Raw genomic sequence first — 17,110 nt, 5'->3', positions numbered from 1 at the left:
TGCACAGACGTTAAATTCATGTAATATAAGTATTAATTCATTTTCAGGAACCTGGATGACGCTGGAGGGAAAGTCATGAAAGATTTGAACGATCTGCAATTAAAAGTTCTGGATCTGCTGAAGGAAGACGCGAGAAGGTCTCCGGCGCTGTTATCTACACTGCTGGGGGAGTCTGAAGACAAGATCAAAGACGCTGTGGCCCAGCTCGAACAGGACCACGTCATTGTAAAGTATGCAACAGTGGTTAACTGGAGCAAAATTGACGATGAGAAAGTGACAGCCCTGATTGAAGTACAGATCACGCCGGAACGTGGCCGTGGTTTTGAGGGTATTGCTGAACGTATTTATTTGTATCCACAAGTGAAATCAGTCTATCTCATGTCAGGTGCATACGATCTGCTCGTAGAAGTGGAAGGCGGCAACCTGCGTGAAGTCGCTAACTTTGTATCGGAGAAACTATCTCCAATCGATTCGGTGCTTTCGACCAAAACAAACTTTATTCTTAAAAAATATAAACAGGACGGGATCATTTTCGAAGACCATCAGGAAGATAACCGTCTCATGATCTCGCCGTAAAGGAAGATGTGTCATGATAGTGAATGAACAGACAACAGGGAACAACAAGAAGATGACCTCGTATCTGGCACCTCTGGTTCAGCAGATACCTCCATCCGGAATTCGGAAGTTTTTCGACCTGGTTGGCGACAACAAGGATATTATTACGCTGGGTGTCGGCGAACCCGACTTCGTTACACCTTGGCATATGCGCGAAGCTTGTGTATACTCTCTCGAAAGAGGCATGACAAGTTACACTTCGAATGCGGGTATGCCCAAATTGAGAGAAGCCATCAGTAATTATCTGGACACTCAATTTGATACCAAGTACGATCCCAAGGATGAAATTATCGTTACGGTTGGCGGCAGTGAGGCCATTGACCTTGCTCTGCGTGCATTAATTGTGCCAGGAGATGAGATTCTCATTCCGGAGCCTTCTTATGTAGCCTATTCACCAATTGCCTCCATTGGCGGAGGAGTTCCTGTGGGCGTAGATACGCATGCCAAAGATCAATTCAAATTGACTGCCGAGTCACTGGAAGCACGCATTACACCGAAGTCCAAAGTTGTGATTCTATGTTATCCGAGTAATCCAACTGGGGCGATCATGACGTACGAAGACTGGCTGCCGATCGCAGAAGTCATTAAGAAGCATGATCTGATCGTCATTGCTGACGAAATTTATGCAGAACTGACGTATACTCAAAAACATGTCAGCTTCGCTTCGATCCCGGATATGAAGGATCGGACGATTCTTGTGAGCGGCTTCTCCAAAGCATTTGCCATGACGGGTTGGCGGATTGGTTACATGTGCGGTCATCCGGAACTTATCGCAGCCATGTTAAAAATCCACCAGTATACCGTGATGTGTGCTCCAGCGATGGGACAGGTCGCGGCACTTGAGGCGCTTACGAATGGATTGGGAGAGAAGGACCGCATGGTCGAGTCCTACAATCAGCGCAGACGACTTATTGTACAGGGATTCCGTGATATTGGCCTGGATTGCCATGAACCTCAGGGAGCCTTCTACGCATTTCCGAGTATTCAAAAGACCGGCCTGAACTCTGATCTTTTTGCCGAGCGTCTCTTGACCGAAAATAAAGTTGCTGCTGTGCCCGGGAACGTATTTGGCCCTCAGGGAGAAGGATTTTTACGCTGTTCTTATGCCACTTCAGTGACCCAATTGAATGAAGCTTTGGAACGAATCGGAAATTTTGTTTACAAACTGCAAAAAGAGGGTTAATAAGAAGTAGCTTCTTTTTCGCAAATGTGGACATTTTGTAACTTAGAAAAAAATAACTTTCATTTACAAAATATTGTGATATAATTTCAATTTGAAATATGTTTTTCATATATTTGGAAACTAATTTTCCAAGGAGGGGTTAGCATTGTTTTGTGTTGAATATGATTTACCGACTAATCGTGGGCATTACCTGGCAGAAGGCGATCAAGGCGACCGATGGTCGGTGAGACCAGATCACGAATCTTTGCATGACATTTCCTTGGAAGATGAGATCCACATGCTTCGTCGCAAGATGGAACAGATTTTCATGGAGGAGAAATCCTTCACTTCAGAAATTGTGATTGAAATCAGCAGTTTATTGGATCTGAAGATCAATGAATATATGAAAGCTAACCCGATAAAAGGGAGATAAATTGAAACTTACGAAAACGTTACCCATATGAATGTTAAGGAGACCCTGAGGGGTCTTCTTTTTTTGGTGGGGTAAAGAAATCTCTTATTTGTAAGGGTTATTTTTTTGCGTGGAACAATTGTGATATATTGTACTTAGGAGACTAAAGGGGGAACTGGAATGAAGAGATTTTGGGGGCTAACCGCACTCGTATCATTAATTTTTTTGCTCGCCGGATGTGGTGGCAAAGACGGTTTTACCATTTTCATCATTGATAATCAGGGTAATCCATCTGTGATCGCGGAGCAGTTACAGACCAATCTGCAGCAAAAGCTGGGTGAGGAACCTAAAGTGGAAGTCATTACAAGCGCCATGTATGATGTACAGAAAATTATGGTGGAGTACGCAGCAGGCAGTCATGATATTTTCATTCTGCCAGAGGCAGATATGAAACAATACGGGAGCAATGGTTCCAATATTCCGTTGGATGATACATTTGATCCTGAGAAGTATAAGCGTGGTGTGTTTGAGGGTGGAGTTCTGGTTGAAGAGGGTCAAGGAGACAATGGCACCGATATGAAGCAAGAAAGCCATCTCTATGGTATCCCACTCGAAGATATGCAAATGTTCAAGGATGTGGAGTATGCCGCCCAAAATCTGTTTGCTACCATTCCGCTATCGGCAGCCAATGTAGAAGAATCCAAAAAAGTGCTGAAGGCGCTGACAGAATAGCGTATAAGTATGGTAACTGAAGGAGGGGAGCGGATTGCTGATTACGGTCACTGGCGGGATAGGGAGTGGTAAAACCAGGTTTGCCCTGGGTTATGCAGCTCAAATCAGCCGGGAAGGAATCTACTTATCCACAGGCGATCATGATCCGGTGATTCCGGAACTGCCATCCGCTCATTATCGCGCCATTTCAGCCGGGAATGGCCATCACCTGACGGAAGTCATTCACCAGATCAATCGGGAATCGAATCTGTTTCTGGCTGATCAGCGAATAGTCATTGTGGACAGCCTGACATCGTGGATGGCTGCCGGATTTAGAGCAACGGATGATCTTGATCAACAACGCGTACATACACAACAGCTGCTTGATGCCTTACTATCTTATCAGGGCAAGCTGCTTGTCATTACCAATGAAATGCATGGTTCCTTGTATCCTTCGGAAGAGGAGCGTATCTTTGCCGCAAGAATGGCTTCGGTGAATCGTGCACTGCAGTCTCACTCGGAACGCATGTACATGGTGGTATCAGGACTTGCCATTGATCTGAAGGAGAAAGAAGTGCGGTACAACGATAACTGAGTATCATAGGTCAAGATGACAGGCAAACAAACAAAAGCCTCCTTAACCACGAATTGTGGTGCGGAGGCTTATTTATATGAGAGATGTATTAGTATAATCCGTGGCGTGATACACGATTTCTATTTGCGTTTATTAATACGTCTGATCCACCAGATCACACACCCAACCAGGATAATGGCGAGCAGCGCATATACCACCAGTGAATAGACGTCCATAAAGTGCAAAATATTTTCCCAGGAAGCGCCAAGTGCTGCCCCAACGGAGACCAGAATAATGTTCCAGGCGAGTGTCCCGATGGTGGTGAAGAGGACGAACAAACCGAATTTCATGTTGGACATGCCTGCAGGAATGGAGATGAGACTGCGGACAAGAGGCACCATGCGGCAGAATAATACAGTCCACATTCCATATTTGTCAAACCATGCATCAACACGGTGGATATCTTCTTTTTTGATTCGCAGAATATGTCCCCAGCGATCTACAATTTTCTCCAGACGCTCCACGTCAATCAGGAGTCCGATCCCATAGAGAATCACTGCACCCAGCACAGATCCAATGGTAGCTGCAATGATAACACCGGGAAGAGTTAGGCTGGTGTAAGTCGTCATAAATCCGCCGAAAGGCAAAATAATCTCCGAAGGAATGGGAGGAAATACATTTTCGAGAGCAATAATGAGTGCGATGCCTATGTAGCCGTATTGTTCCATGAAATCGGTTATCCAGTTTTGCATAATCGTCTCCTCTACTTTTGATTTACCTGAATTTGACGTATACTCGGGCAGAGCACGCCAATTCATATATACGTGCAAAGGGTACAAGCGGTTTCTGAAAAAAATGCATTTCCGTATCCAAGGGAGGTCAAGTATACTGGTTAAGTTGAAGTTAGAGGGGCATGCATATAAGAATTAACCGATGTTCTGCCATGCGAATTGAAATTAAATATTTGGAGGGATTGCAAATGGGCATCTATACAAGAACAGGTGATGAAGGGCAAACTTCAGTCATCGGAGGACGGGTTATCAAAGATGACGACCGCGTTGAAGCTTACGGCACCATAGATGAGCTGAATTGTTTTGTCGGCCAGGCAATCAGTCTGATTGATGATACAGAGGGGAAATTCGAGGATTTGCGCGAACATTTGCTGGAGGTGCAGCAGGAACTGTTTGATTGCGGGTCGGACCTGGCGTTTGTGAAAATTAGCGAAACCAAGTATAAAGTGCGGGATGACATGGTGACCCGGCTTGAACAATGGATTGACCAGTATGATGCGGAGAACCCGAGAGTGGAAAGGTTCATTATCCCGGGAGGCAGCCCGCTGTCTTCAGCGCTTCATGTGTGCCGCACGGTATGTCGCCGTGCAGAGCGCCGCGCTGTAACATTGGGACAGCATACGGATATTAATCCATCGGTACGCCGTTACTTGAACCGTCTGTCTGATTATTTCTTCGTTGTAGCACGGACCGCCAATGCCAGACAGCAGGTGTCGGATATTGAATATGTACGGAGCAAAAAAGTGTTCCGCCGCAAAGAATGAGCGGCTATTATTCGCCGATTGTCTACACCGTTCCCGATCATGAAGATGGCTGGCTGCTGAAAACCGTGCTTCAGCGCCGGCTGCAGGTATCGCGCAAGCTCTTGTCCAGGCTGAAGCTCACGGAGCAGGGTATCATGTTGAATGGAGAACGCGTGTATATCAGCGTGAAGGTATCGGCTGGGGATGTACTGGAGATTCGGATGGAACAGGAGGAATCAGATGAAATTTTGCCGGAATCCATTCCTTTTTCCATTTTGTATGAAGATGAGCATTTGCTTATTGTTAACAAGGATGCCGGCGTAATTGTGCATCCGACACATGGACACTATACTGGGACTTTGGCGAACGGGGTTGTTCATTACTGGAAGTCCAAAGGAGAGCGTTTCCGATTTAGACCCATTCATCGGCTGGATCAGGAGACCTCGGGGGTACTGGCCATTGCCAAAAATCCGTATGTGCATCAGCATGTGTCTGAACAAATGATCGCAGGAACCGTAGATAAAAAGTACATTGCGTTTGTACATGGATGTCCTGCTCCCGAACAGGGGGCCGTTGATGGCCCAATCGACCGTGACCCGGAGGAGCCTCATCGGCGTATTGTCACGCCTGACGGCTATGCAGCAAGGACGCTGTACACCACGGTAACCCGTTGGGACGGTGGGACTGCAAGTGCGGTCAATCTGAAGCTGGAGAGTGGCAGAACGCATCAGATTCGTGTACATATGACTTCTGTCGGGTGTCCTTTGATCGGCGATCGAATGTACAAAACATTACCTGCGGATGAGATTGACGAACAGACAGCAGTTATGCGGGAGGAACGGGACCTATGGATTGACCGCCAGGCATTGCATGCCTGCGAGCTGTCGTTTGTTCATCCACTTACACAGGAACGCATGACGTTCCATGCGCCGCTTCCTTCAGATATGGCTGCGCTGGAGAAACGTTTAGATACCGAAGCCAAGCCAAGGGAAGAGGTGTAGGGGTCTCGAATCAACATTTGTGAATCCTATTAAGGATGCTGCTGTGATCCGAGGAGCAGGCAATCCTTGTTCCATGTTGTTTTAAATCGTTTTAAACGTATGGCGACGGTATCAATTTTGAGCGACTTTTGGATTGGCGAAGCAAACCAAGGAAAGCGAGAAATAGAAACCGGAGCAACCTGATACCGGAGCAACTCTAGGAGGGAATTGTAATGAGTAAACTGAAAGTATATCAGTACGCCAAATGCGGAACTTGCCGTAAGGCGGTAAAATGGCTTGAAGCTCAGGGACATGAGCTGGAGCTAATCCCCATTTTCGACACACCGCCGTCTGATGCCGAATTAACCGAGCTCATTCAGAAGAGCGGACTTGAAGTGAAGAAGTTTTTCAATACAAGCGGAGAAGTGTACAAGGAGCAGCAATTGAAGGACAAGCTGCCGGAAATGTCTGCAGAAGAACAGATTCGTCTGCTCGCCTCCAATGGCCGCCTGATTAAGCGTCCGATCGTGACAGATGGGGAACAGGTGACCGTGGGATTCAAGGAAGAGACGTATGAACAGCAATGGAACAGCGCTTAAAAATAGAGGCTGAGTGACGTGTCTATCCATTCATAAATGAAGCCCGATGAACAGCCCTGAATTGTTCAAAAATCAGGGCTTTTTTGGCTGAACGATGCTTGGCGGAACTATGCTATAATGATAGAATTAGTTTCGATATTTTATTTGCTATATACAGATAGGAGAGAACAAAATCAAGTGAATCAACGTAATGAACCTACTTTGTTGCTGGTAGACGGTATGGCAGTGTTGTTCCGGGCATTTTATGCGACATCTGCAAGCGGATATATCAGACGTACAAAGGCAGGCTTGCCAACCAACGCGGTATACGGATTTATCCGTTATTTCTGGGATGCGGTTCAGACGTTCGGACCAAGTCATGTGGTATGCTGCTGGGATATGGGTGGCAAGACGTTTCGCGGTGAAGAGTATGCGGCATACAAAGGCAATCGTCCCGAAGCGCCGAATGATCTGATTCCCCAGTTTGCATTGATTCGTGAAGTCATGGACAGCTTGGGCATTCCGAATATTGGAGCAGAGGGTTATGAAGCTGATGATTGTATCGGTACACTGGCCAAGTATTACACGGAGCAAACGGATATGAACGTGATGGTGCTGACCGGCGACCACGATATGCTGCAGCTGATCAATGACCGGACAAGCATTATTATCATGAAAAAAGGTCACGGTAATTACATGGTGTATACGCCTGAATCTCTCATGGCAGAGAAGCAGCTGACCCCTCGTCAAGTCATTGATATGAAAGGTCTGATGGGGGATGCAAGTGACAATTACCCTGGAGTACGTGGAATCGGTGAGAAAACAGCTCTAAAACTCGTGCAGGAATACGGCACCATTGAGGGGATTCTGGACAACCTGGATAAACTCACGCCATCGGTACGAAAAAAAATCGAGAACGATCTCGACATGCTGCATCTGTCCCGTAAACTGGCAGAAATTCACTGCGCTGTGCCGGTAGCCTGTGCACTGGATGTATGTGAATTGCGTCTGGATCCGGATATGGTGATGGACAAGTTCGAACAACTTGAGATGAAGAGCCTGGGCTCTTGGATGGGAGTGGCAATAGGGTGAGCAACATACAGACAAAACGTGCCGGTAGAAAGTGGTGGACAGGGGCTATGGCCCTCGTCCTGGCTCTGCCGGTGTTATTATCAGGAGCAGTGAGCGCTCCTCAGACAGCCGATGCAAAAGCGGCCATTAGCACCAAAGTACAGAAAGTAAAAGCAGCAGGACGAAATTTCACCGTACAAACAGTGAGTATTCCCAAAGGAACACCGGTTACCGTAGGATTAGCCAAGAAGCAGGTAGGTCAAACGGCAACATTGCCTTCCATTGTCAAAGCATATGGCGCCCAAGCAGCCATTAATGGGGCATTCTTTGAAGCATATAATGGAGCACCAGATCCTTACGGCATGTTAATAGCAAATGGAAAAGTCATACATATTGGACGATATGGAACAACAATAGGTTTTAAGGAAGACGGCACAGCGATTATGGATTCACTTCAGGTAAGTCTTACAGGTAAAGTGACCGATTCAGCAGGTAAGTCACGCAGCTGGTACGCAACTTTCATTAACCGTACCCCCTCTGCGAGTGCGAGCATTTCCATGCTGTACACGCCGGAGCGTGGACCAAAAGTTGGGTTCAAGGGTGGTACTGCGGTCGTGATGGAAAAGGGGGTTGTCACCAAGAAAGTGGCGAATAACAATGTGGCGATTCCGAAGAATGGATCTGTACTGGTCTTTACGGGCAATCAGAAATCTACTGCAGATCGCTTCACCGTGGGTTCGACTGTAGAAATGAATTATAAATATACTAACGCATCAGGCAAAGAGATTCCTTGGCAGGACGTGGTGACTGCCGTTGGGGCTGGCCCCCGTCTGGTGAAAGACGGTAAAGTCGCGGTGAATCCGACCAGCGAAGGATTCAAGGATACCAAGATTTTGAATGCCTCTGGTGCCAGAAGCGGGATCGCCATCATGGCCGACGGTTCAGTAATGCTTGCAACTGTGTCAGGAGCCACCATCAAAGAGTGGGCCGCAGTCATGCAGAAGCTCGGTGCCAAGCAGGCCATGAATCTGGATGGCGGTGCTTCCTCAGGCATGTATGCAGGTGGCAAGATGTTGACTTCACCAGGGCGGCTGCTAAGCAATACACTCGTTTTTGGCGGCTCAGTCCGTTAAGGAACTAATCGTTATGGGAGGTATGAATTATACATGACACTCGCACATGATCAACAGTCCGCAGAGCGTGAAACAGCTGTTCTTGCCATTAATGTGGGCCTGCCTCAGCCATTGCCTGGACAGAAGCGTGAAGTGCTGAGCGGCATTGTCAAACATCCCGTATCCGGCCCGATTTTCCTGTCATTCACTGGAATGACAGGGGATGGCCAGGCGGACCTGGAGCATCACGGCGGACCGGATAAGGCTGTTTGTGTATACGATTACAGCCGGTATTCTGCGCTGGAACAATTGATGAATCGCAAGCTGGACTTGGGAGCTTGTGGAGAGAATTTGACGGTTGAGGGCTGTTCCGAGGATCAAGTCCGGATTGGTGATGTATATGAATTGGGCGGAGCCTTGGTTCAGGTTAGCCAGCCAAGACAACCCTGCTTCAAACTCGCTGCCCGGTATGATTTCAAAGAGCTGCCTGTATATTTTCAAGAGAGTGGCTATACCGGTTTCTATTTTCGCGTACTGGAGGAGGGAGAAGTCGCTCCGGACTCTCCGTTCAGGCGAGTCCGCACGGACCCTGCATCCATGACCGTTCTGGAGGCCAACCGGATCATGCATCAGGGAAAGAAGGACGCTGCCGGAATGCGTTCATTACTGGCTATTCCATCACTGTCAGATAGCTGGAGGCAAACGTTATTGAAACGTTTGGATAACCTGGAGAGCGGGCAGTAAATCTTCAACATATCATCGTCCAGAACCAAAAATGAATTTCACTTTAAACTAACTTGGGAGTGTGACTAACTTGACGATTTTAGGCGCAATTGAAGCTGGAGGAACCAAATTTGTATGTGGGATTGGAACAGAGAACGGTGAAGTGCTTGAACGGGTAAGTTTTCCCACAACGACACCGGAAGAAACGATGGCTCAGGTAATTGCTTTCTTTGAAGGCAAGGGGATTGAAGCTTTGGGCGTGGGTTCTTTTGGACCGATTGACCCGATTGAAGGAAGTCCTACGTATGGATATATTACGACTACACCGAAGCCTCATTGGGGTCAGTATGATATCATTGGCAAACTCAAGGAGCATTTTGATGTACCGATGACGTTTGATACGGATGTAAACGGAGCTGCGCTTGGGGAAGCAACCTGGGGAGCCGCACAAGGACTGGAGAGCTGTTTGTATATCACTGTCGGAACAGGTATTGGTGCCGGTGCAGTTGTAGGCGGCAAAATGGTTCACGGTTTGTCACATCCTGAAATGGGACATATTATTGTACGCAGACACCCTGAAGATACATATGAAGGCTTTTGTCCGTACCACGGGGACTGTCTGGAAGGGCTTGCAGCGGGACCAGCCATCAATAAGCGTTGGGAACAGCCGGCATACGAACTGCCAGCAGACCACAAAGCCTGGGAGATTGAAGCTCATTATCTGGCTCACGCCCTTATGAATTATGTACTGATTCTCACTCCGGAAAAAATTGTAATGGGCGGCGGGGTCATGAAGCAAGAGCATCTGTTCCCTATGGTGCGCAGCAAATTGCAGGAGCTGTTAAATGGGTATGTTCAGCATCCGGCCCTTCACTCGGAGATCGACGAGTATGTCGTTCCACCGGGCCTTGGTGACAATGCTGGTTTGTGCGGATCGCTGGCCTTGGCAAAATTGGCCTTGAACAAGTAATTCACTTTATCATCAAATGGTTGACGAATTTTTCCATTGTGGTAAGATATGAGCAACAGCATAATACGGTTAATGAGGAAGCACCTCTCTTGCAATGAATTTGCGGGAGAGGTGCTTTTTTTGTTGCCTGGAGGCGGCTCATCTAACCGTGAATAGGCTGCAATATTAAGGAGGGGAACACAATGGAAGTCATTTTCATGAACAGATTGTCCAAAATGTCTGGTCAACATGAAGAACATGCTCAGCTATGGATTGGTGAGGAGGAGGGAGCCTGGCATCTCGGGTGGAGCCGCTATGAGGAAGGCGATCGCGAAGACAGCATCTGGTATGAGGGGAACTCCTGGGAAGAACTGCTCCATATATATCGCCACCAGTTGGCAATTCAGATGAGCGAAGGATACCGTCCACTGATTCAGGGATTTTTTAACGAAACAGAAGATTTGAAATCACGCAGTTATGGGGGACAGCGTCTTCATTGTTACAGTGAACGCTATGGCAATGAAGAATTATATACTGACCTATGCACTTGGCGGAGGAGAAGGGCTGCGTCTGACCGAAAGGCACCCTACTTTATTGCAACGAATCGTTTGCTGCGCATGATCAGTGCATTTGTTCCACAAAGCATGGATGAACTCATGCAGTTACCAGGTGTTGGGGAGAGCAAGGCAAGTGAATACGGTCAGGAGTGGATGGAACTCACGAGCGGAGTGGAGCGTTCTACCGCTTTTCCACTTGATTGGGTACCGTCTGTTTTGTCCGAAGATGAATATGAGAGCTGGTTGTACAAGCAAAAAGAACAGAAATACAAGCAGGAGCTGGACAAATTCACCACTCGCAAGCAGGTGCTTGAGGGTATGAAGGAAGGGTATACGCTTGAAGAGATCGTGAATCGCTCCGGACTATCCCGCAGAGAGCTAATTGAACTGCTGGAGACGCTCGATACGGAAGGATATGATACCGATAGCCTCTTGGATGCTGAGCTTGCGGTCATGCCTGAGCAGGAGCAGGAAGCGGTCTGGAGTGCGTACGAGGAACTGGGAGACAGTTTCCTTAAACCCGTATTACATAAAGTATATGGCGGAGACAAGCCGGTTAGCGGCAATCTGGAGCAAGTGTATGAGAGATTGCGCATGATCCGCATTCGATTCCGGAGACACGTAGAAACAGAACGGAACGCCGGGTAGACCCAAAAGTAGACAGAAGTTTTTGAAGAAAGCAAAAAAAAGACGAAGCCGTTTCTCCCTGAATGGAGCGCTTCGTCTTTTTTGGGTGAGTACGTTCAGATCCAGTCTTTTTTGCGGAAAATAAAGAACATGCTTAGGCCGAGGGTCACCATCAGACCAATGACAACAAAATATCCATACTTCCAGTCCAGCTCAGGCATGTTCGTGAAGTTCATCCCATAGATGCCCGTAATGACAGTCAGGGGCATGAACACCGTTGTAATGGCGGTAAACACGCGCATGATTTCGTTCGCTCGGTTGGCGATACTGGATTGATAAGCTTCTCGCAAGTTCCCCATCAGGTCGCGATAGGTTTCAAACGTCTCGGATATTTTCACAGCATTCTCATAGATGTCACTGAAATACTTCTGCAGCTGATCGTCGATCAGACGCAAATCTTTTTTGTTGAGCGTATTAATGACCTCTTTTTGAGGTCCCAACACCTTCTTGAGCCACAAGATCTCACTGCGCAGCCCGATGATTTCATTCAAATGGGATTTTTTCGTATGCATCAAAATATCTTCTTCCAGTTTCTCGATGCGTGCTTCGATCCGGTCTCCGACTGTAAAGTAGTTATCCACAATCAAATCGACCAGCAGATACAGGAGACGATCTGGTGTGCTGACTTCCTGTTCCCACAGAATGGGCTTCAAGGTCCGAAGTTCGCTGACTTTTTGCTTCGTAACACTAATAATATAGTGTCTGCCAAGAAACAGGTTGACCGCACGCAAAAAGATCTCTTCGTCATCAAAACGAATGCTGTTTACGACAATAAAATAATGGCTCTCATAAATTTCAATCTTCGGACGCTGTTCTTCATCACTCAAACAGTCCTCTACAGCCAGATCATGCATCATGAACAGCGGCTGAAGTACCGCCAGATCATCAACGTCTGCATCGATCCAGTAAAATCCCTCAGCTGGTGGCGTCAGCGCCTGCTCAATATCGTCCACCGGGATAAATACACCGTTGTTTACCAACCGGATTTTCATCGTTCATCCACTCCTTCTGCACCCGCCGAACAGGCGGATTTTCATCAATATGGGCGCAAAAAGAACAGATCAGCCGGTCGGCAGCGGAGCCTGGAAGTCAGGACTGCGTTCGCTTTATAATCAAACGGAAGTAACGTCCCGCTGCCGGCATGCTGATGTCAATTCTCTATGCAGTTTGTCGGAATACGGCTGACAGTCAGGCCTCGGGTCGCCATCCATTGAATATGTCACCTCTCACATAAGGGTTTGCAACACTTGTTTAGTATAACGCTGGTACATGGTGCTTTCAAGCGCAAAAATGTGTCTATTTCGCGCCCTGAAGCAGTGTATGACAGCGAGAGACAAACGGTTCCGGCCTACATGAACAGACACAAAACTACATGCTTGACGTGAGAGGATTAATGTTTTAAAGTAGACGGTGAACCACACTAAATACACAATTGAATATGGCGAAATCTTATCAAGAGTAGGTGGAGGGACTGGCCCGATGAAACCCGGCAACCGGCGGTATACCGCACGGTGCTAATTCTTGCAGCGACTAAGTGTCCATTGAGGCACTGTTGTAACTGAGAGATGAGAGAGGCGCATATCTATTTACATATGACCTTTCTCGGAATCCGAGGAAGGTCTTTGTTATATGCACCGACTTCTCAGCACTGATTTTCGCTACGGAACTTGAGTTTGTCAGGTGAGAGCGCACTCAATTTGCAAATCCGCACCTGTAGACAAGCTCATGGCAGTCTATCACGGTATTGATGTGAACACATCAAGCCAGTGATGGCTGCATCTATCTATGCACAAGGAGGAGTTTGTACATTATGCCAATTAAAATTCCAGACGCACTGCCTGCCAAAGAAGTCCTTGCAGGTGAGAACATCTTCGTAATGGACGAGACACATGCTTACCAGCAGGATATTCGTCCACTACGCATTGCTATATTAAACCTGATGCCTACCAAGGAAACAACGGAAACTCAACTGCTTCGTCTGGTGGGGAATACCCCTATTCAGGTCGATATTGTGCTGGTTCATCCCAAGTCCCACACGTCGAAGAACACATCACAGGAATATCTGAATCTCTTCTACAAAACCTTCGATGAGATTGAACACCGTCGTTTTGACGGGATGATCATTACAGGTGCACCTGTTGAGCAGATGGATTTCGAAGACGTGAATTATTGGAAGGAAATTCAGGAGATCTTCGATTGGACCAAAACCAACGTGACTTCGACCATGCATATCTGTTGGGCTTCGCAGGCTGGTCTGTACCATCATTTCGGTGTACCCAAGGTAGCACTGGAAGAGAAGTGTTTTGGCGTATTTCCACATACGATCAACAAATCTCACGTACAACTGCTTCGCGGATTTGATGAAGTATTCAATGTCCCGCATTCCCGTCATACCGAAGTTCGGCGCGAGGATATCGAGAAGAACGATAACCTCGAAATTTTGGCCGAATCGGAGGAAGCCGGCATTTTTCTGGTTGCAACCAAAGACGGCAAACAAATTTTTGTGACAGGACATGCGGAATATGATCCATTGTCCTTGAAATGGGAATATGACCGTGATGCATCCAAGGGATTGGATATCGCGCTGCCAAGACACTATTTTCCAAACGACGATCCATCCCGTGTTCCTCCGGCAACCTGGCGGGCACATGCAAACTTATTATTCTCTAATTGGCTCAATTACTATGTGTATCAGGAGACGCCTTACGATATTGGCCCGCAAATCTAATCGAGATTACAGGAGGATGCTGCAATGGAAGACAATAAGTTGAAAATCGAAAGTCGCTTAGCTCAGATCGGATCCGTCAATGAACCGGTGACTGGTGCCGTAAATTTCCCTATCTATCAATCTACAGCGTTTCGCCATCCGAAGCTTGGACAGAGCACGGGCTTTGACTACATTCGTACGACCAATCCAACGCGTAAGGTATTGGAAGAGGCAGCAGCCGCACTCGAATCCGGTGATGCCGGCTTCGCCTGTAGCTCGGGCATGGCAGCCCTGCAAACCATCTTTGCAATGTTCGGACAGGGAGATCATCTGATTGTATCACTGGATCTGTATGGGGGAACGTATCGTCTGCTTGAGCGTATCCTGTCCCGTTTTGGCGTAACTGCAAGTTATGTAGACACGAACGACTTGGTTGCAATGGAGAGCATTCGCCAGCCGAATACCAAAGCCGTATTTATCGAGACGCCAACCAATCCACTTATGATGATTACGGACATCGAAGCTGTCAGCTCCTGGGCGAAGAACCATAACCTGTTGACTATTGTGGACAATACGCTGCTGACGCCATTCTTCCAACGTCCTATTGAACTCGGAGCAGATATTGTTATTCATAGCGCAACCAAGTATCTGGGTGGACACAACGATGTGCTCGCCGGATTGATTATCACCAAGGGAGAGGAATTGTCAGCCGAGATGGCGTTCCTGCATAACTCCATCGGTGCAGTACTGTCTCCAAGTGATTCCTATCAGTTAATGAAAGGCATGAAGACACTCGCGCTTCGTATGGAGCGTCATGAGTATAATTCACTTACCATTGCCAAGTATTTGCTGGAACATCCATCCGTGGGCGAAGTATACCACCCTGGTTTGTCCGATCACCCAGGATACGAGGTGCAAAAGAAACAATCCAGAGGAAATACAGGCATCTTCTCTTTCAAAGTTAAGGATGCCCGTTTGGTTGAACCACTGCTGCGCCATATCAAGCTGATTGCTTTTGCCGAAAGTCTTGGCGGTGTGGAATCATTGATGACGTATCCGGCGGTGCAGACGCATGCGGATATCCCGCTAGAAATACGGGATGCCGTAGGGGTCGATGATCGCTTGCTGCGGTTCTCCGTAGGTATTGAGCATGCAGATGATCTGATTGCGGATTTGGGGAATGCCTTGGAAGCTGCACAGCGCGAGGTTGAAGGAGGCGTACATCATGAGTGAGCAGAACAATAAGCAATCCGAATTGAAGTTTGATACCAAGCTGCTGCATTTCGGTGATGAAGTGGATAAAACAACAGGAGCCTCCAGCGTTCCGATCTACCAGGCGTCCACATTCCATCATTTTGACATCTTTAATCCACCGCAGCATGATTACAGCCGTTCAGGTAATCCGACACGTCAGGCATTGGAAGATTACATCACCCTGCTTGAAGGTGGAGCCCGCGGATTCGCCTATTCCTCAGGAATGGCTGCAATCTCCAGTGTGTTCCTGATGTTCTCGGCAGGCGACCACATGATCGTAACGGAAGATGTGTATGGGGGAACATACCGCCTGCTCACGTCGATTCTGAGCAGAATGCAGATTGAGACGACGTTTGTGGATATGACCAATATTGAAGAAGTGAAGGCGGCCATTAAGCCGAATACGAAGGCAGTCTATATGGAGACACCTTCGAACCCGACACTGCGGATTACGGATATCGCTGCCGTCACATCGTGGGCACAGGAACATGAGCTGATCACAATTCTTGATAACACATTCATGACGCCTTATTATCAGCGCCCAATTGAGCTTGGCGTGGACATAGTTGTACATAGTGCAACCAAGTTTCTTGGTGGACATAGTGACGTACTTGCCGGACTGGCCGTTGCCCGTACCGAAGCGCTGGGAAGACAACTCAAGCAGCTTCAAAATGGGCTTGGTACCGTGCTCGGTGCTCAAGAATCCTGGCTTCTGATGCGCGGTATGAAAACACTCGGAGCACGTATGGCACACAGTGAACAAAGCACGGCGAAGCTGGCAGCCTGGCTCAGTGGACGCAGTGATATTACCGCAGTATACTATCCTGGACTGCTGGAGCATCCGGGGCGTGAAGCTCATGAGCGTCAATCCACGGGTTACGGAGCGGTTGTCTCATTTGACGTTGGATCAGGTGAACGTGCCAAAGCGGTGCTTAACCGAGTGAAGCTACCAATCGTAGCAGTCAGTCTGGGTGCCGTGGAAAGTATTCTGTCCTATCCTGCAATGATGTCCCATGCTGCGATGCCTGCTGAGGTACGCCTAGAACGAGGCATTACCGATGGATTGCTGCGCTTCTCAGTCGGGTTGGAAGACATTGACGATCTGATTGCTGATCTGGATCAGGCACTTCAGGAGTCTTAATTCATCTTTTTGGCTAGTTAAAAACAACAGATACGTCTAAAAAGCTGGAATTATAATAGAATGAATATGTCAATATTTTTACTTAATTTTAAAGCACCTGTTCATAAGGTGCTTTTTTTCACATGTAACCTGTGTTACGATAGACAGAGTACAGAAATGCGATGTTGCCACCAGAACTTGCAAGCCCTGCGTCTTATGCATCGATCCAATGAGTTGTTTTTCAATAACCCGGATATGGATCGAAACGTTCCAATTCGTTAGATCCTCTACGCAAGCATTTGGAACCCATCATGCACAAGGCTGGCATATATACAAGTCGGGACGGATCGTGATCATATTTTCT

General features: G+C 47.5%; 19 protein-coding genes and 1 riboswitch. Of the genes, 17 read left to right on the top strand and 2 right to left on the bottom strand.

All coding sequences use genetic code 11. From position 1 onward, the window contains the following. Positions 1-75 precede the first annotated feature (75 nt). From ABGV42_RS12105 to ABGV42_RS12085, 5 genes are all read left to right on the top strand, one after another. Complete coding sequence (locus ABGV42_RS12105; protein ID WP_347381869.1) at positions 76-576, top strand: Lrp/AsnC family transcriptional regulator; 501 nt, start codon at positions 76-78, stop codon at positions 574-576. A gap of 13 nt (positions 577-589) precedes the next feature. Next, the gene (locus ABGV42_RS12100) at positions 590-1,798 is read left to right on the top strand and encodes an aminotransferase class I/II-fold pyridoxal phosphate-dependent enzyme (RefSeq protein ID WP_347381868.1); all 1,209 of its coding nucleotides are present in this window, start codon (positions 590-592) and stop codon (positions 1,796-1,798) included. Between the two features lie 190 nt (positions 1,799-1,988). Then, positions 1,989-2,210, top strand: a complete 222-nt coding sequence (locus tag ABGV42_RS12095; RefSeq protein WP_307721001.1) for an aspartyl-phosphate phosphatase Spo0E family protein — start codon at positions 1,989-1,991, stop codon at positions 2,208-2,210. Between the two features lie 159 nt (positions 2,211-2,369). After that, positions 2,370-2,921, top strand: a complete 552-nt coding sequence (locus ABGV42_RS12090; RefSeq protein WP_347381867.1) for a hypothetical protein — start codon at positions 2,370-2,372, stop codon at positions 2,919-2,921. A 34-nt stretch (positions 2,922-2,955) separates the two neighbouring features. After that, positions 2,956-3,495, top strand: coding sequence for a bifunctional adenosylcobinamide kinase/adenosylcobinamide-phosphate guanylyltransferase (locus ABGV42_RS12085; RefSeq protein ID WP_347381866.1), 540 nt, complete (start codon positions 2,956-2,958; stop codon positions 3,493-3,495). A 119-nt stretch (positions 3,496-3,614) separates the two neighbouring features. Here ABGV42_RS12085 and ABGV42_RS12080 read toward each other — a convergent pair whose 3' ends face one another. Beyond that, positions 3,615-4,226 carry a DedA family protein gene (locus tag ABGV42_RS12080; protein WP_347381865.1) on the bottom strand — a complete coding sequence of 204 codons (612 nt, stop codon included), beginning with the start codon at positions 4,224-4,226 and terminating at the stop codon, positions 3,615-3,617. A 227-nt stretch (positions 4,227-4,453) separates the two neighbouring features. Between ABGV42_RS12080 and ABGV42_RS12075 the strand changes: the two genes are divergently transcribed. The 8 genes from ABGV42_RS12075 to ABGV42_RS12040 all read left to right on the top strand — a co-directional run bounded on the left by ABGV42_RS12075 (position 4,454) and on the right by ABGV42_RS12040 (position 11,626). Next, the gene (locus ABGV42_RS12075; protein ID WP_347381864.1) at positions 4,454-5,029 is read left to right on the top strand and encodes a cob(I)yrinic acid a,c-diamide adenosyltransferase; all 576 of its coding nucleotides are present in this window, start codon (positions 4,454-4,456) and stop codon (positions 5,027-5,029) included. Next, the gene (locus ABGV42_RS12070) at positions 5,026-6,009 is read left to right on the top strand and encodes an RluA family pseudouridine synthase (protein WP_347381863.1); all 984 of its coding nucleotides are present in this window, start codon (positions 5,026-5,028) and stop codon (positions 6,007-6,009) included. The genes ABGV42_RS12075 and ABGV42_RS12070 overlap by 4 nt, the downstream gene beginning before the upstream one ends. 212 nt (positions 6,010-6,221) lie before the next feature. Next, the gene (locus tag ABGV42_RS12065) at positions 6,222-6,587 is read left to right on the top strand and encodes an arsenate reductase family protein (RefSeq protein WP_347381862.1); all 366 of its coding nucleotides are present in this window, start codon (positions 6,222-6,224) and stop codon (positions 6,585-6,587) included. A 177-nt stretch (positions 6,588-6,764) separates the two neighbouring features. Further along, entirely contained in the window at positions 6,765-7,658 is an 894-nt protein-coding gene (locus ABGV42_RS12060) for a 5'-3' exonuclease (RefSeq protein WP_095359096.1), read from the top strand. Next, positions 7,655-8,770 (top strand): phosphodiester glycosidase family protein, encoded by a 1,116-nt coding sequence (locus ABGV42_RS12055; protein WP_347381861.1) that lies wholly within the window; start codon positions 7,655-7,657, stop codon positions 8,768-8,770. Before ABGV42_RS12060 ends, ABGV42_RS12055 begins: the two co-directional genes overlap by 4 nt. A 33-nt stretch (positions 8,771-8,803) precedes the next feature. Continuing rightward, positions 8,804-9,493 carry an MOSC domain-containing protein gene (locus ABGV42_RS12050; RefSeq protein WP_347381860.1) on the top strand — a complete coding sequence of 230 codons (690 nt, stop codon included), beginning with the start codon at positions 8,804-8,806 and terminating at the stop codon, positions 9,491-9,493. Between the two features lie 70 nt (positions 9,494-9,563). After that, the gene (locus ABGV42_RS12045; RefSeq protein ID WP_347381859.1) at positions 9,564-10,442 is read left to right on the top strand and encodes an ROK family protein; all 879 of its coding nucleotides are present in this window, start codon (positions 9,564-9,566) and stop codon (positions 10,440-10,442) included. 182 nt (positions 10,443-10,624) lie between these two features. Continuing rightward, entirely contained in the window at positions 10,625-11,626 is a 1,002-nt protein-coding gene (locus ABGV42_RS12040; RefSeq protein ID WP_347381858.1) for an HRDC domain-containing protein, read from the top strand. Positions 11,627-11,721: 95 nt separating this feature from the next. On the opposite strand, the gene corA is transcribed toward ABGV42_RS12040, so the two are convergent. After that, complete coding sequence (corA, locus tag ABGV42_RS12035; protein ID WP_347381857.1) at positions 11,722-12,657, bottom strand: magnesium/cobalt transporter CorA; 936 nt, start codon at positions 12,655-12,657, stop codon at positions 11,722-11,724. Between the two features lie 49 nt (positions 12,658-12,706). Here corA and ABGV42_RS12030 point away from each other — a divergent pair, with 49 nt between their 5' ends. From ABGV42_RS12030 to ABGV42_RS12015, 4 genes are all read left to right on the top strand, one after another. After that, on the top strand, positions 12,707-12,850 hold the full coding sequence (locus tag ABGV42_RS12030) for a hypothetical protein (RefSeq protein ID WP_347381856.1): 144 nt from the start codon (positions 12,707-12,709) through the stop codon (positions 12,848-12,850). 261 nt (positions 12,851-13,111) lie between these two features. Then, a riboswitch (SAM riboswitch) is annotated at positions 13,112-13,237 on the top strand. 238 nt (positions 13,238-13,475) lie between these two features. Continuing rightward, positions 13,476-14,393 (top strand): homoserine O-acetyltransferase MetA, encoded by a 918-nt coding sequence (gene metA, locus ABGV42_RS12025; protein ID WP_183521267.1) that lies wholly within the window; start codon positions 13,476-13,478, stop codon positions 14,391-14,393. A gap of 24 nt (positions 14,394-14,417) precedes the next feature. After that, positions 14,418-15,605, top strand: a complete 1,188-nt coding sequence (locus ABGV42_RS12020; RefSeq protein WP_347381855.1) for a PLP-dependent transferase — start codon at positions 14,418-14,420, stop codon at positions 15,603-15,605. After that, complete coding sequence (locus ABGV42_RS12015; RefSeq protein WP_347381854.1) at positions 15,598-16,767, top strand: trans-sulfuration enzyme family protein; 1,170 nt, start codon at positions 15,598-15,600, stop codon at positions 16,765-16,767. The genes ABGV42_RS12020 and ABGV42_RS12015 overlap by 8 nt, the downstream gene beginning before the upstream one ends. The last annotated feature ends 343 nt before the right edge of the window (positions 16,768-17,110 follow it).

It is taken from the genome of Paenibacillus pabuli, assembly GCF_039831995.1.
GTDB lineage: Bacteria > Bacillota > Bacilli > Paenibacillales > Paenibacillaceae > Paenibacillus > Paenibacillus pabuli_C.
The sequence above is the reverse complement of the archived record's forward strand: the minus strand, read 5'-3'. Positions and strand labels throughout refer to the sequence as shown.